This window comes from Mucilaginibacter sp. 320_HR, from assembly GCF_059691875.1.
The window spans coordinates 201,230-216,007 of sequence record NZ_JCAWAI010000005.1 but is presented as its reverse complement, the minus strand read 5'-3'; the positions used below and the strand labels follow the sequence as shown (position 1 = coordinate 216,007).

Annotated in this window: 8 protein-coding genes; all 8 read left to right on the top strand. The window is 43.4% G+C overall.

Annotated features, from left to right (window positions below; translation table 11 throughout):
* Window positions 1–21 precede the first annotated feature (21 nt).
* The 8 genes from AC59GT_RS18285 (at window position 22) to AC59GT_RS18250 (ending at window position 14,756) form a co-directional block, all read left to right on the top strand.
* Window positions 22–3,243: a SusC/RagA family TonB-linked outer membrane protein gene (locus AC59GT_RS18285; RefSeq protein ID WP_497238986.1), complete on the top strand. Its 3,222-nt coding sequence runs from the start codon at window positions 22–24 to the stop codon at window positions 3,241–3,243.
* An 18-nt stretch (window positions 3,244–3,261) separates the two neighbouring features.
* Window positions 3,262–4,860: a SusD/RagB family nutrient-binding outer membrane lipoprotein gene (locus AC59GT_RS18280; RefSeq protein ID WP_497238985.1), complete on the top strand. Its 1,599-nt coding sequence runs from the start codon at window positions 3,262–3,264 to the stop codon at window positions 4,858–4,860.
* 59 nt (window positions 4,861–4,919) lie between these two features.
* Window positions 4,920–6,011, top strand: coding sequence for a phosphoglyceromutase (locus tag AC59GT_RS18275; protein WP_497238984.1), 1,092 nt, complete (start codon window positions 4,920–4,922; stop codon window positions 6,009–6,011).
* Window positions 6,012–6,286: 275 nt separating this feature from the next.
* Window positions 6,287–7,885 carry a SusR family glycan utilization regulator gene (susR, locus tag AC59GT_RS18270; RefSeq protein WP_497238983.1) on the top strand — a complete coding sequence of 533 codons (1,599 nt, stop codon included), beginning with the start codon at window positions 6,287–6,289 and terminating at the stop codon, window positions 7,883–7,885.
* A 642-nt stretch (window positions 7,886–8,527) separates the two neighbouring features.
* Window positions 8,528–11,539 carry a SusC/RagA family TonB-linked outer membrane protein gene (locus tag AC59GT_RS18265; RefSeq protein ID WP_497238982.1) on the top strand — a complete coding sequence of 1,004 codons (3,012 nt, stop codon included), beginning with the start codon at window positions 8,528–8,530 and terminating at the stop codon, window positions 11,537–11,539.
* A gap of 40 nt (window positions 11,540–11,579) precedes the next feature.
* A complete protein-coding gene (locus AC59GT_RS18260) occupies window positions 11,580–13,160 on the top strand; it encodes a RagB/SusD family nutrient uptake outer membrane protein (RefSeq protein WP_497238981.1) in 1,581 nt (526 codons plus the stop codon).
* A gap of 74 nt (window positions 13,161–13,234) precedes the next feature.
* Window positions 13,235–14,296: a SusE domain-containing protein gene (locus tag AC59GT_RS18255; RefSeq protein WP_497238980.1), complete on the top strand. Its 1,062-nt coding sequence runs from the start codon at window positions 13,235–13,237 to the stop codon at window positions 14,294–14,296.
* A gap of 97 nt (window positions 14,297–14,393) precedes the next feature.
* Entirely contained in the window at window positions 14,394–14,756 is a 363-nt protein-coding gene (locus AC59GT_RS18250) for a cyclomaltodextrinase N-terminal domain-containing protein (protein WP_497238979.1), read from the top strand.
* Window positions 14,757–14,778 lie beyond the last annotated feature (22 nt).

Sequence of the window (14,778 nt, the reverse complement as noted above, 5' to 3'; positions counted from 1 at the left end):
ATGCTACTGCTATGCAGCCTTATGCCTCTTATCTTGTTTGCACAAAACAAGATTACCGGTACAGTAAACGACGAAAACAAACAGCCCCTGCCCGGCGTAAGTGTAATGCTTAAAGGAACCACGCAAGGCACCACTACCGATGTTTACGGTCGCTTTATTATTACAGCCAGCCCCGGCCAGGTGCTGGTATTTAAATTTTTAGGCTTTGCGCCGCAAGAGGCTACGGTTGGCACCGGCACAACCATGGTAATTAACCTTACAGGAGACAGTAAGGCTCTTAACGAAGTTGTAGTAACCGCACTGGGTGTAAAAAAAGAAACCCGCCGTGTAGGTTACGCGCTGCAAACCGTAGCTGGTGAAGACCTAACACTGGCACGCGACCCCAACCCTATTACCGGCCTAACCGGTAAAGTAGCCGGCCTTTCGGTAGGTCCGTCTGCGGAGTTACTCGGCGCGCCAAGTGTGCGCTTACGCGGTAACGCCATTTCATTGTACGTTGTTGATGGTTTCCCTATTAACACCGATACTTACAACATCAGCCCGGATGACATAGAATCGTATACAGTGCTTAAAGGCCCTGCTGCAGCCGCTTTGTACGGTAACCGTGCATCGTATGGCGCTATCCTGATCACTACAAAAAAGGGCAACAAAAATAAAAAAGGTTTAACTGTAGATGTTAACAGCTCAACAGTAATAAACTCTGGCTTTCTTGCATTTCCAAGGGTACAAAAATCTTATGGTGCAGGTGAGAACACTTTTTACCAGTTTGTTGACGGCAAGGGCGGTGCACCTGGCGGTGTAGACGCTGATTACGACGTATGGGGCCCGTATTTTAACGGACAGTTAATACAGCAGTATGATAGCCCAGTTATAAACGGTGTTAGGCAGGCAACTCCTTATACCGCGCGTGGAGCAAACAACCTTAACAATTTCCTGCGCACCGGTTATCAAACCAACAACAACGTTGCTTTAAGCGCTAACGGTGATAACTACACTGTACGTTTATCAGCTTCACAGCAACACCAAAACAGCTATATTCCGGAACAATACCTGGATATTGCCAATGCAAATATCTACGCATCTTTCAACCCAAACCCACGCTGGAAATTTGAAGGCAACGTTAACTTTAACCGTCAAACTACAGACAACTTTCCTGACGTGCAGTACGGCCCCAACAGCTTAATATACAACTTAGCTGTATGGACCGGCGCAGACTGGGACGTAAACGCACCGGACATTAAAGCCATATGGCAGCCCGGTAAAGAAGGTATTCAGCAGCAATTTGCCGAGTATACCCGTTACCATAACCCGTGGTTCATGGTTAAAGAATGGACACGTGGTCATTACAAAAATAATACAACTGGTTACTTACTGGCTAACTACAAGATCAATAATAACCTGAACGCCACTTTACGCTCGCAAATAGATACTTACAACCTCCTGCGTACCGAAAAAATGCCGTTCTCGGCACACCCTTACGGCCGTGAAGGTAATGAAGGTGACTACCGCGAAGATCGCCGGGACCTGTTCGATAACAACACCGAGTTGATGGTAAACTATGATTATACCATCAAAAAGTTCCTGAACCTGTCGGGCTTGGTAGGTGGTAATATGCGCAACCTAACCTATAACTCTAACTGGACATCTACCGACTACCTGAACGTGCCGGAAGTGTATTCTTTCAGCAACTCAAAAAATCCGGTTCAGTCTACCAGTTTTAATGCGGATATGCGTGTACTAAGTGCTTACTACTCGTTAGATGCAACCTTTGGTAAGTATGCCACTATTTCCAGCACAGGCCGTATAGATAAATCTTCGGCTTTCCAGGTACCAACTACATACTATTATCCAAGTGTATCAGTAGCTACAGTGATATCAGACTACGTTAAAATGCCGGAGTTTATCTCCTTTCTTAAAGGCAGGGCTTCGTTCTCTAACATCCGTTCAGACGCAACCTCTACAACAATAGGCCCCGCGCCGTTCAACTCCATTACGGTGTTTGGTGGCAGCACGGGTTCTTCGTTATTCACCAATCCACTTGGTTACGGCTCTACCTATAACTCGCCGTACAATGGGCCGGATTACTCATTGGCAACATCGTACAACATCAGCAAACCGTACAACAGCCAAACCGCAGGTTACGCATCAGATTACCTGTACCAAAATGGCATTAAAACCTCTACCCGTATAAACTACGAAGAAGGGTTTGACATCAAGTTCCTGCAAAATCGCTTAGGGTTTTCAGGTACGGCTTTCCAATATATAGATGGCCCAAGGATATTGCCTAACGTAATATCAACAGCAACCGGTTATAACATTGAGTATCTGAATGCGCTCAAAACTAAAAAGACGGGCTACGAAGGATCGCTCAGCGGTACACCATTTAAAAACCCAGATGGTTTCTCATGGAATGTATTGGCCAACATATCAACCTTTAAGGAGGTATATAAAGAGCTACCTGAAGGCCAGGATACTTATGCTACATTCTTTGCAGCAGGAGACCGTACAGATAAATTATACGGAAGTGCATTTGTGCGCAACCCACAAGGCCAGATCATTAACGATGCTGCCGGCAAACCGCTTATTAATCCTGTTGCACAATACCTTGGTAACATGAATGCCAAGTTCGCCTGGAGTATATATAACAAATTTGAGTACAAGAACTTTAGCCTGGGCGTACAGTTTGATGGTTCTGTAGGCGGCGTTATTGTAGACTACATGCACAACAAGACCATGCGTGGCGGTGCTAACGCAGAAACCGCCGAAGGTGCCCTGGGAGCGGCCCGCTACCAGGATTGGTTAAACTTTGGTAAAGCAGGTTATAGCGGCACTTACGTTGGCGAAGGTGTTGTTATATCAAACAATGCGTCTATCAACTACGACTCTAAAACCGGTGCGGTGCTTAACTATAGCGCTTTGCAGTACGCACCTAATGTTACAAAAGCTTTTGTGCAGGATTATGTAAGTAAGTACTACAATGCGGACGAAGCTAACCTAATGAGCAAGACTTACACCAAATTGCGCGAGGTAACACTAAGCTTTGCATTTCCTAATAAAGTACTTGAGAAAACTTTCGTAAAGAAGGCATCAGTTACTGTATATGGCCGTAACCTGCTTTATTTCTATAAAGATAAACGCTTTAAAGATGTGGATTTGGACCAGTATAACTACGCTACCAGTTTAACAGGCCTGCAATCGCCTACTGTACGCAGCTTTGGCCTTAACCTAAATGCATCATTCTAACAACGAGGACCAGCGATCATGAAAAAGACACTAAAATTATACATACTACCTATAGCAATGCTGCTATCGGTAACCGGGTGTAAAAAGAGCTTTGACGAGCTTACTAAAAACACCAACAAACCAAATAATGTATCTGCAGCGCTGTTGCTGAACGGTATAGAGAACAGCATTGCAGAATTACCGGACGGACAAAAAGAAGTAGTAGACCAGTACTATTTGTACAACTATGATTATTACGGCAATAACCGTTATGATTTTGGTGGCGGTGACGACTACTATACTACACTAAAGAACGTGCTGGCCATGGAAAAGCAGGCGGAGGCTAGCGGTGGCGCTGCAATAAACCCGTACGAAGCGTTGGGCAAGTTCTTTAAAGCATACCTGTTTACCAAAATGAGCCTGGAGATGGGCGATGTGCCTATGACCGAGGCTTTACAGGGCTTAGATAACCTAGCGCCAAAGTACGACTCGCAAAAAGCGGTTTTTAAACAATCTCTGGATTGGTTGGAAAGTGCAAACAGCGACCTGGGCCAAATGATTGCTAAACCTAACGACTTCGGTACCGGCGAAGGCGCGGTGCTGAAGAATGACTTTTATTATAGCAATGACCTTAGCAAATGGCAAAAAGCTGTTAACGCCTTAAGGATACGTTTACTTGTTCAGCTAAGTAAAAAGACATCTGATGCAGACCTGAACGTTACCGCACAATTTGCAAATATTATTAGCAACCCATCAAAATACCCTTTGATGACAAGCTCTGCAGACAATCTGCAATATGTGTTTGTATCGCCAAGTAATTACTATCCGCAAAATCCTAACAATTTCGGTCAAAGCGGGTCGCGCAAGAACATGTCCAGCACCTATGTTGGACTGTTGACCTCGCTCAAAGACCCAAGGGTATTTGTAACTGCTGAACCCGTACGCGACCTTGTTGACAACAAAAAGCAAAGTGCAACAGATTTCGCCTCTTTTGTAGGTGCAGATGCTGGCCTTGATCAGGGTGTAATGTACAATAATGCAGGCTTACAACAGTACTCGTTCTTAAACCGCAAATACTTTTACTCTACTTATACAGGTGAGCCGAGTATACAGATAGGGTATCCGGAGTTGATGTTTAACATTGCAGAAGGCATTAACAGGGGCTGGGCAAGCGGCAATGCCGAAACCTGGTACCAGGCCGGCATTAAAGCATCAATGGCATCATATGGTATTCCAGAGAATGGCACTTTCACTGCTTACTTCTATCGCCCGGGTTCTACCAGCGTAACTGCAAGCGCAAACTACGACACCTTCCCCATCAACTTCAGCTTTGCAGATTACTACAATCAATCGACGGTAAAGTACGCAGCGGGAACAGATGGCCTTACCAAGATATTGAAGCAAAAGTACGCTGCATTGTTCCGCCATTCGGGTTTGGAGTCTTACTTCACTTATCGCCGTACGGGTGTACCAACCTTTACCACCGGACCAGGAACAGGCAACGGCAGCCGTATAGCCCAGCGTTATCAGTACCCGTCTGCCGAGCGCACTGCCAACCGCGCTAATTACCAGGCGGCCCTGGATGCACAGTTCGGCGGTAACGACGACATTAACGGCCTGATGTGGATACTTAAATAATTGAATTAATTACCTGCCGGGCCGTTAGCAATAGCGGCCCGGCTTTTTTACAACCTACTATGAAAAAACTGATCTTGATTGCAGCTATAGCAATTGGCATCCTGCCAGCTTCAGCACAAAAGCATCAAACACAAAATGTGATTATAGTAACGCTCGACGGTATGCGCTGGCAGGAAGTGTTCCGCGGAGCCGACTCAGCACTTATTAGTTCTAACTTCACCGAAGACAAAGAAGAGGTTAGGAAAAAGTTTTGGGCTGCATCAGCAGAGGAAAGGCGTAAATTACTGTTCCCGTTTCTTTGGTCGGTTATAAGCAAGAAAGGCCAACTTTATGGTAACCGTGATTTGGGCAACAAGGATGAAGTGGCCAATCCTTATCGTTTCTCCTACCCTGGCTATAACGAAATATTCACCGGCTTCCCTGACAAGCGGATGAACACCAATGATCCCATAACCAACCCTAACATGAATGTGCTTGAGTACATTAACAAACAAAAGGGTTTTGAAGGCAAAGTTGCAGCTTTCGCATCATGGGAACGATTTCCGCAGATTTTGAATAAGCAGCGCTCCGGCTTAGCAGTTTATTCTGGTTATGTTGATGTAAATAAGCCCGATGCTAACGAGCGCATAAAATATCTCAACGAATTACAACACAATGTGCCCCATTACCTGGGCGATTCAACACGTCTTGATTTCATCACCTACGAATACAGCAAAGAATATATAAAACAATTTAAGCCAAGGGTACTCTACATGGCATTTGATGAAACCGACGACATGGCTCATGCGGGTAATTATAAATCGTACCTGGAGCGTGCCAAACAAGAAGACGGATACATTAAGGCTTTATGGGATATGATACAGAATGATCCGGTTTACAAAAACAAGACAACCTTGCTGATAACTTGCGACCACGGCCGCGGCGAAAAGCCACTAGACTCATGGAAACACCACGGTGCTGAAGTGGCAGGCGCGGAACAAACCTGGTTTGCAGTCATCGGCCCGGATACGCCCCCTTCAGGAGAAGTAAAAACCGCCACAATTACTTACCATAAGCAGTTAGCGCAAACTATAGCACAGCTACTAGGCTTTAACTTTAAGGCTAATGCAGGTCATGAAGTTGGAGACGCTATCACATCCGTCATGAAGTAGAACAAATTACTAAATCTACTAATACCAGTTACACAGGGCTGCATTATATGAATGCAGCCCTTTTTGCTTTATATATTCCTTTATAATTACTGACACATTTACAGCACTACTTTCGAAAACCTTGTCCTAACTGTAAACTCACGTATTCATTGTATAGTAAGTATCTAATTTGCATAACTTACCAACGCACTTAATTGATGCTGATTTATGTTGTATAAAGGTATTATATTAGTTTACTTTTTCGATTGCCAGGCGACACTGGCTTGTTGTTGATTATGAGAGGATTATTGCTCTTTATTTTCAGTCTTTTACCATTTATACTGTTTGCTGACAACGGCAACGGTGAGCTTTTTGATGAGTTGAAGACAGAGTTTAGCAAAAAAAGCCGTTACGATAAAAAAAAAGAAGCGCAAATTCTGGTTATAAAAACCACACTCAAGCAATTACCCGCTAGTGATTTTAACAGCCAGTTTGAGGTTTGTAATAAGTTATATGACGGGTACAAATCTTATCAGTACGATTCAGCATACGTTTATGCCAACAAGCTACTTTCATTAAGCCAATCACTTCACGACAGGTCCAAAGAAGACTTTAGTAAAATAAAGATGGGCTTTATCCTGCTGTCGTCGGGTATGTTTAAAGAAACCTTCGAGAGCATGCGGGGTATTAACGTAAAAAGCCTGGAAAGTTCCGTTAAAATGGAATATTATTCCATCACCATGCGTGCCTATTATGACCTGGCTACTTATAATAACGATAAGCATTATACCCCTGTTTATACCTCACTGGCAAACAAGTATATTGATTCGGCCATTGCTTTAAGTAAGCCCGGATCTTACGATAACTTATATCTTTCCGGATACAAGAAATACAAGAACGGATTGAATGATTCTGCGGCCACAATATTCTACCAACTCCTAAAGTCGAAGAAGCTTACCGAACACCAGAATGCAATTGTAGAATCTACCTTAAGTAACGTTTATCAAAGCATGTCGCAGCCGGATAAAAGCATTGCGTTGCTTATACGTGCAACCATAAGTGACATTCGCTCTTCCACCAAAGAAACCATAGCCCTATTTTGGCTGGCCGAAATATTATACAAAAAGGGCGACATAAAAAACGCCTACGTAGCGCTTGAGCATGCGCTTGACGATGCCGAATTCTATGGTGCCAGGCAGCGAAAAACCCAGATTGGTTCGTTACTGCCCATGGTAGCCTCGGAAAAACTTTTGTTTATAGAACGTGAAGAACGCTTGTATATAAAGAGCCTAAGCATGATTACTGCTTTAGCAGTTGCTGTTGTGGTAATTTCTGTACTCTTATATAAGCGAAATAAAAAACTGAAAGCAAAAGAGCGGGTAATAGAGCGGGTGAACGAAAAGCTTATAGAAGGCACCAAAATCAAGGAAGACTATATTGGCTATTTTTTTAATGTAATATCAGGATACATTCTTCAACTGGAACGCATCAAACGTTCTGTAGATACAAAATTGCCTGCAAAACGGTATGAGGATATACAGTTGATGGCTAACAACATCAACATTAAAAAAGAACGCGAAACGCTGTTTAACACCTTCGACCAGGTTTTCTTAAAAATCTTCCCAAACTTTGTTGAAGAGTTTAACACTCTTTTTAAAAAGGAGAACCAGATATGGCCGAAAGAGCATGAGGTACTTACTACCGACCTGAGGATATTTGCCTTGATGCGAATGGGAATTACAGACACAGAGACGATCGCAAAAATACTGGAGTACTCAGAGAAGACCATCTACGTATACAAAATGCGAATTAAAGCCAAGGCACTAATCCATGGTGACGAATTTGACCAGCGAATAATGGCAATTAAAGCCGTTGACACGGGCGCCAAAAACTAACCACGTAAGTTCTCCAATCAGGAGCAAAACCGCTACTACTTTCCGTATTTAATACACTAAGGTAAAATACGTCCTTTCTCATTTTCTTTTTATACGCCTTATACAATTTAAGGTTCATGGCTACAAGTTAGATCTTCTAAATTTAGCCCTTGCTGACCCCTCCTATCGCATAAAAATAACTCTTTAAACATGCTTAGTGTATTGAAAATATGCTACAGCCGTTAAATTTCTGTGGATTTTTAAAATTTATATAATTGATTATCAATATTATAAATTTAAACAAATCGACTTTTTATTAAATTTTATGTAAATAAATAGCTTACGGTTTTTCAGCTCGTTTAATTTGTATCAGCGAAGCAAATCATCCGTTTAACACTGGATACTCTTCGAAAACAAACCAATTATAATTTATCTGCACGGCAAAAATTTCTGCTTGCAAAACAGTCGATCTAATCATATAGGCACTAGTTATGCCAATTGGCGATACACATACTTTATGTATTGCCGGGCCGATTGGAAAGTCTTTAAAATGAATATTGATCAACAAAAATTATTAATACGATAACACCGTGCAGCCTTTAAGCAATTGATGGCTGCAAATTAAAAGCAACCAATTTAAACTATTAACCAACTTAAAATTAAATGAGAAACAATTACCTAAAGAAGTATTTGCTCCTTTTTGCAGTGATGCTGATATCGCAGGCGATATTTGCGCAAACAAGAAGCATTACCGGTAAAGTCGTTGACGAGAACAACCAGCCGTTAACAGGTGCAACCGTACTTATTTCTGGCACCACTATGGCCGGTGCTGCTGATTTGAATGGCATTTACAAGATAAACGGAGTGGCACCGGGTACTTACACCTTAACAGCCAGCTTTATCGGCTATACATCTGCACCTCAAAGTGTAACTGTTGGTACAGATAATGCTACAGTCAATTTTTCTTTACAACCATCATCAAAATCACTGAACGAGATTGTGGTTATCGGCTATGGTACCGTTAAAAAGAAAGATCTTACGGGCGCTGTTACAACAGTGAGTTCAAAAGATTTCCAAACAGGTAACATTACGTCGCCCGAGCAATTAATTGCCGGTAAGGTGGCAGGTGTATCCATTACGCCAAACGGTGGCGCACCAGGCGCAGGTAGTACCATCCGTGTACGCGGTGGGGCATCTATCAGCGCCAGCAACGATCCGCTGATTGTGGTGGACGGTGTACAGTTAAGCAACGACGGTATTGCCGGTGCTCCTAACGCATTAACGCTAATCAACCCGAACGATATTGAAACTTTTACCGTGTTAAAAGATGCGTCAGCAACTGCCATCTATGGTTCAAGGGCATCTAACGGTGTAATTATCATCACCACCAAAAGAGGCGCGACAGGCAAGCCGGTAGTAAATTTAAATACCCAGGTTTCCGCTTCGGTACTTACTAAAGAAGTAAGCGTACTGTCTGCAGATCAGCTGAGGGATTATGTAAAAGCTAACGGTAACGCAACCTTCCAGGGCCTTTTAGGTACAGAAAGTACAAACTGGCAAAAAGAGATCTACCAAACCGCTATTAGCAACGATAATAATCTGAGCGTATCTGGCGGGTTAAAAAACCTTCCTTACCGGATCTCTGTAGGGTATTTGGATCAGAAAGGTATTCTACGAACCGGCTACTTAAACAGGGCTTCAGCTTCTATTAATTTGTCTCCAAAACTGTTCGATAATCATTTGAAAATCGATTTTAACGTGAGGGGTACCGCAAGCAAAGCGCGCTTTGCCAACCAGGGTGCAATAGGTGCTGCCATTAGTTTCGACCCTACCAAACCTGTGTTGTCAGGCAACACTAACTATGGTGGCTACTTTGAATACTTAGACAGCGACCCTTCATCGGCAACAGGCCTTAAACAGCTTGCACCACGCAACCCGGTAGGTTTGTTGGAAGAACGTGAAGACAAAAGCGATGTAAAAAGAAGTATTGGTAACTTGCAATTAGACTATAAATTTCACTTTCTGCCTGATCTGCATGCCAACGTAAATTTTGGCTACGACGCATCTGAAGGTAAGGGTACAATTGTACAGCCTGATTTTGCTGCATCAAGCTTCAGGAGGTATAAAGACGCCAACAATGTATTACATAGTGGTGTAAACAACCAGTATAACAACAAAGTATTAAATACCACATTTGAGGGTTACTTAAACTACGTCAAAGAAGTTAAGGCCATTGATACACGGATTGATGCGGTAGCTGGTTACGCTTATTACGATTACAAAACCACAATAACCAATTACCCGGATCTTACAACAGACGGTACAGTTGTATCAAGTCCAACGTATCCGTTTGATATTCCACGCAACCGTTTGTTGTCTTACTACGGCCGTTTAAACTTAACTATCGCCAATAAATACCTGTTAACAGGTACTATCCGTCGTGATGGTTCATCAAGATTTAGCCCGCTAAACCGGTACGCGGTATTCCCTTCAGGTGCGCTGGCCTGGAAGATCAAAGAAGAGTCTTTCCTGAAAGACAATACATTATTTTCTGATCTAAAACTGCGTGTTGGCTACGGTTTAACCGGTCAGCAGGATGGTTTATCCAACTACGCTTACACACCATATTATTCACTTAGTTCACAAACCGCTTCATACCAGTTCGGTAATACATTTTACCAGTTATATCGCCCGATTGCTTATGACCCTAAACGTAAATGGGAACAGAGTGCAACCACAAACGCAGGTATCGATTTCGGATTCCTTGGCGGACGCTTAACAGGTAGCATCGATGCCTACTATAAAGAAACCAAAGACCTTTTAGCGCCGGTTAATGTAGCCGCGGGTGCAGGGTTCTCTAACACATTTGTTACCAACGTTGGTACCATGACCAATAAGGGTATCGAGGTAGCGTTGAATGCACAAGTGGTGAGAAGTAAAGATGTAGCCTGGGATGTTGCCTTTAACGCCACTTACAACCAAAACAAAATTACAAAGTTAACCTTCGTTAATGATCCTAACAGTACGGGCATTGCGTCTGGCGGTGTATCAGGCGGAACAGGCTCTAGCGTACAGCGTATTATTGTTGGCCAGCCTCGTGGTGCATACTACGTTTACCAGCAGGTGTATGGTACAGATGGTAAACCGTTAGATAACGTGTACGTAGACAGAAACGGTGACGGATCTATTAATGATAAAGACCTGTATCTGTACAAACAGCCGGATCCTAAGTATATATTCGGTTTCTCGAGTAATGTTAGCTACCGCAACTTCAATCTTGCTGTAGTAATGCGTGCTAACGTAGGTAACTATGCCTACAATAACGTTTATTCAAGTACAGGTACCAGAAACAGCATCCTTAATCCACTTGGTTATTTAAATAACGGCTCCACCAATGTATTGGAGAGCGGCCTGATAGGTGCAAACGATAAAAATGTTTTATCTGATTACTACATCCAAAATGCATCATTCGTGAAGATGGATAATGCAAGCCTTGGTTACAACTTTGGTAAAATATTGGGCGGCTCTGCACAGCTTAGCGTAAGTGGCAACGTGCAAAACGTGTTTACTATAACCAAATATAAAGGGGTAGATCCGGAAGTAAACGGTGGTATAGATAATAATATTTACCCACGTCCGCGTACTTACGTACTAGGCGTAAACCTGAAATTTTAACTCAATCGTATATTAACGTATACAGCTAATAATAAGCGATATGAAAAAGAACTTTTTAAAAGCATTTGCAATTGTAATGCTTACAGGCAGTGTGTTTTCGTGTAACAAAAAACTCGATTTGCTGCCAACAAACGACATCACCTCAGCAACGGTTTACAAAAATGCCGACGGTTACAAACAGGCATTTGCCAAAGTTTACGGCTCCTTTGCCTTAACAGGTAACCAGGGCCCTGCCGGTAACGGCGACGTACAAGGCATTGACGAGGGTACATCAGACTTTTTAAGGCTGTATTGGAAAGCGCAAGAACTAAGCACAGACGAAGCTGTAATTGCCTGGGGCGATGTAGGCATACAGGACTTCCATAACATGAACTGGTCTGCAGCCAATCCTTTCTTGAAGGGCCTTTACTACCGTAGTTTGTACCAAATTACGCTGGCTAACGAATTCATCAGGCAATCTGCCGATGACCAGTTAAGCAGCCGCGGGATCTCCGGAGAGGACGCAGATAAAATCCGAAGGTTCAGCGCTGAGGCTCGTTTCCTTAGGGCATTTCAATACTGGGTTTTGCTTGACCTCTATGGTTCAGTACCATTGGTTACAGAAAGTGACCTAATAGGTGTTACCGTACCTAAACAGGCAGATCGCAAAACGCTCTTCAATTATGTTGAATCGGAATTGAAAGCCATAGAACCAACATTAGCTGCGCCAAAATCAAATGAATACGGCCGTGCCGACCAAGCTGCTGATTGGGCTTTACTAGCCAGGCTTTATTTGAACGCCGAAGTTTATACTGGCACAAAAAGATATGATGACGCTATTAGTTATGCGAACAAAGTTATTGGATCAGGTTACTCACTTATAAGCAATTATCAGTGGTTAATGCTTGCCGACAATCAGCAAAACACCAGCGAAAACATCTTTACTATTAATTACGATGGCTTACGCACCCAAAGCTACGGCGGTACAACTTTCCTGACCCACGCACCGGTTGGCGGCTCAGAATCTGCCAGCAACTTCGGTATCAGCGGCGGCTGGGGTGGCGCACGTACTACCAAGAACCTGCCCAACCTTTTTCCTGATTACACAGGTGCTGCAGACAAACGCGCACAGTTCTACACTAACGGCCAGAACTTAGAAATTAAAGATCAGGGGGTATTTACCGATGGCTTTGCCGTTACAAAGTACCGCAACGTCAACCGTTCAGGCGCAGCCGGCCAAAGCCTTGATTTTGCTGATGTTGACTTTCCACTTTTCCGTCTGTCAGAGGTTTATCTTATTTACGCAGAAGCCGTTTTGCGTGGAGGCGCTGGCGGTAATTTAGGTAATGCGTTAACTTATGTTAACAATATCCGCACACGTGCTTATGGTAATACAAGCGGCAACGTAACCTCTATTTCGCTGGATTTTATCTTGGATGAAAGGGCACGCGAGCTGTATTGGGAAGGTTTCCGCCGCACTGACCTTATTCGTTTCGGTAAATTTACCACAGGCACTTACCTGTGGCCATTTAAAGGTGGTGTTGCCAACGGTAAAAGTGTAGAAGACTTCAGGAACATCTACCCTATCCCAACAGACGATATTACAGCCAACCCTACACTTAAACAAAATCCGGGTTACTAAAACAACTACCAGGCCCGGCAATGCCGGGCTTGTAATACTGCTATAATTTAAACGTATTCAAACAAGATTTTAAAATGAAAAGAATCATTACCAAATTTTTAGCATTCAGCTGCCTTGCCGTATTTGTGCTGGCATCATGCAAAAAAGATGAAGTACGGGTTACAGCACAACCGGCCACTGGGGGTGCCTTGGCAGCTTCAACAACCAGCCCGGCACTTTCAAAAGCTAATTTAACCCAAACAGCAATTACTATAACAGCCAGCCCGCAAGATTACGGGTACAAAGCGGCGGTAACCAACACCCTGCAAATTGCGGCTAAGGGCACTAACTTTGCTTCTCCAACAGAAGTCGCATTAGCAACTGGCGCGTTAACCAAAACCTATACCGTACAAGACTTCAACAATTTGCTTTTAGCCATGAATATGCCAAGCGGTGCTGCTGCGCAAATAGAAATGCGGTTAAAATCATCTTTAAGCTCAACTACTCCGGGTAACATTGCTTACTCAAATGTAGTTACAGTTACCGCTACTCCGTTCGCCTTGGTGTCTTACGTTTATGTGCCGGGTGCCTATCAGGGCTGGAACCCACCAACTGCCGATAGCTTGCAATCTGCAACAGGCAATGGCATTTATACGGGTATAATAAACTTCACTACCGGTAATTTAGATTTTAAAATAACACCTGAAAAGAAATGGGATGTTGCTTATGGTACAGTTAGCGGCAGCGCAATCAGCACATCCGGAGGAAACATCAGTGCACCTGGTGTAGGTCAGTACTTTGTAACGGTAGATTTAAATGCAAAAACGATTACAATGGTAGCCGTTGATGCTTACTACAGCCTGATAGGCGACGCAACAGCCGGTGGATGGGGCAGCGATACTGATATGAAGTTTAACAACGGTACACGCGCTTGGGAAATCACTCTTCCGCTTGTTTCGACAGGGCACTTCAAAGTAAGAAAAAATCACGATTGGGGAACCAGCTACGGCGTTCCTAAAACTGGCGCGGACGGCGCAACTCTGGCATCGAGCAACTCCGACGATATCCCGGTTGCAACAAATGGAACTTATAAATTCACGTTCACGCCAATCGGCACAGATAACGCGAAAGCTGCGTACACACTGTTAAAACAGTAGTACGCTCAAGGCTAGTCAGGCTGAAGCTGGCTGGCCTTTTATTATTCCGGTTCTTAACGCAGCTAACTACAGCTGATGCAAACCAACTTATACCATTATGAAATTACGGTTTAATATTACGCTGACCTTTTTGTTATTGTCAGGCTGCCTGCTGGCACAAATACCCGCACTTGAACGTGTAGAACCTGCCTTTTGGTGGGTAGGTTTCAAGAATCCTAAAGTACAGCTTATAGTACACGGCGATAAAATATCTGCTAGCGCAGTAAGCTTAAGCTATCCTGGTGTGAAACTTACAGCAGTGCATAAAGTAGAGAATAGCAATTACTTGTTTCTTGATCTTAACATTGGTGCGGCAACCCGCCCGGGCAAATTCCCTATCACCTTTAAGCAAGCTGGGAAGAAAGATGTGGTTTACACCTACGAGCTTAAGCAGCGAAACAAATCAGGACAATGGGCATAAGGAGTAACCAATAAAGATTTGA

Bases quoted from the DNA above. Each gene is read 5' to 3' on its own strand.
- AC59GT_RS18250 (WP_497238979.1), top strand. From the start codon at position 14,394: ATGAAATTACGGTTTAATATTACGCTGACCTTTTTGTTATTGTCAGGC.
- AC59GT_RS18255 (WP_497238980.1), top strand. From the start codon at position 13,235: ATGAAAAGAATCATTACCAAATTTTTAGCATTCAGCTGCCTTGCCGTA.
- AC59GT_RS18275 (WP_497238984.1), top strand. From the start codon at position 4,920: ATGAAAAAACTGATCTTGATTGCAGCTATAGCAATTGGCATCCTGCCA.
- susR (WP_497238983.1), top strand. From the start codon at position 6,287: ATGAGAGGATTATTGCTCTTTATTTTCAGTCTTTTACCATTTATACTG.
- AC59GT_RS18260 (WP_497238981.1), top strand. From the start codon at position 11,580: ATGAAAAAGAACTTTTTAAAAGCATTTGCAATTGTAATGCTTACAGGC.
- AC59GT_RS18285 (WP_497238986.1), top strand. From the start codon at position 22: ATGCCTCTTATCTTGTTTGCACAAAACAAGATTACCGGTACAGTAAAC.
- AC59GT_RS18280 (WP_497238985.1), top strand. From the start codon at position 3,262: ATGAAAAAGACACTAAAATTATACATACTACCTATAGCAATGCTGCTA.
- AC59GT_RS18265 (WP_497238982.1), top strand. From the start codon at position 8,528: ATGAGAAACAATTACCTAAAGAAGTATTTGCTCCTTTTTGCAGTGATG.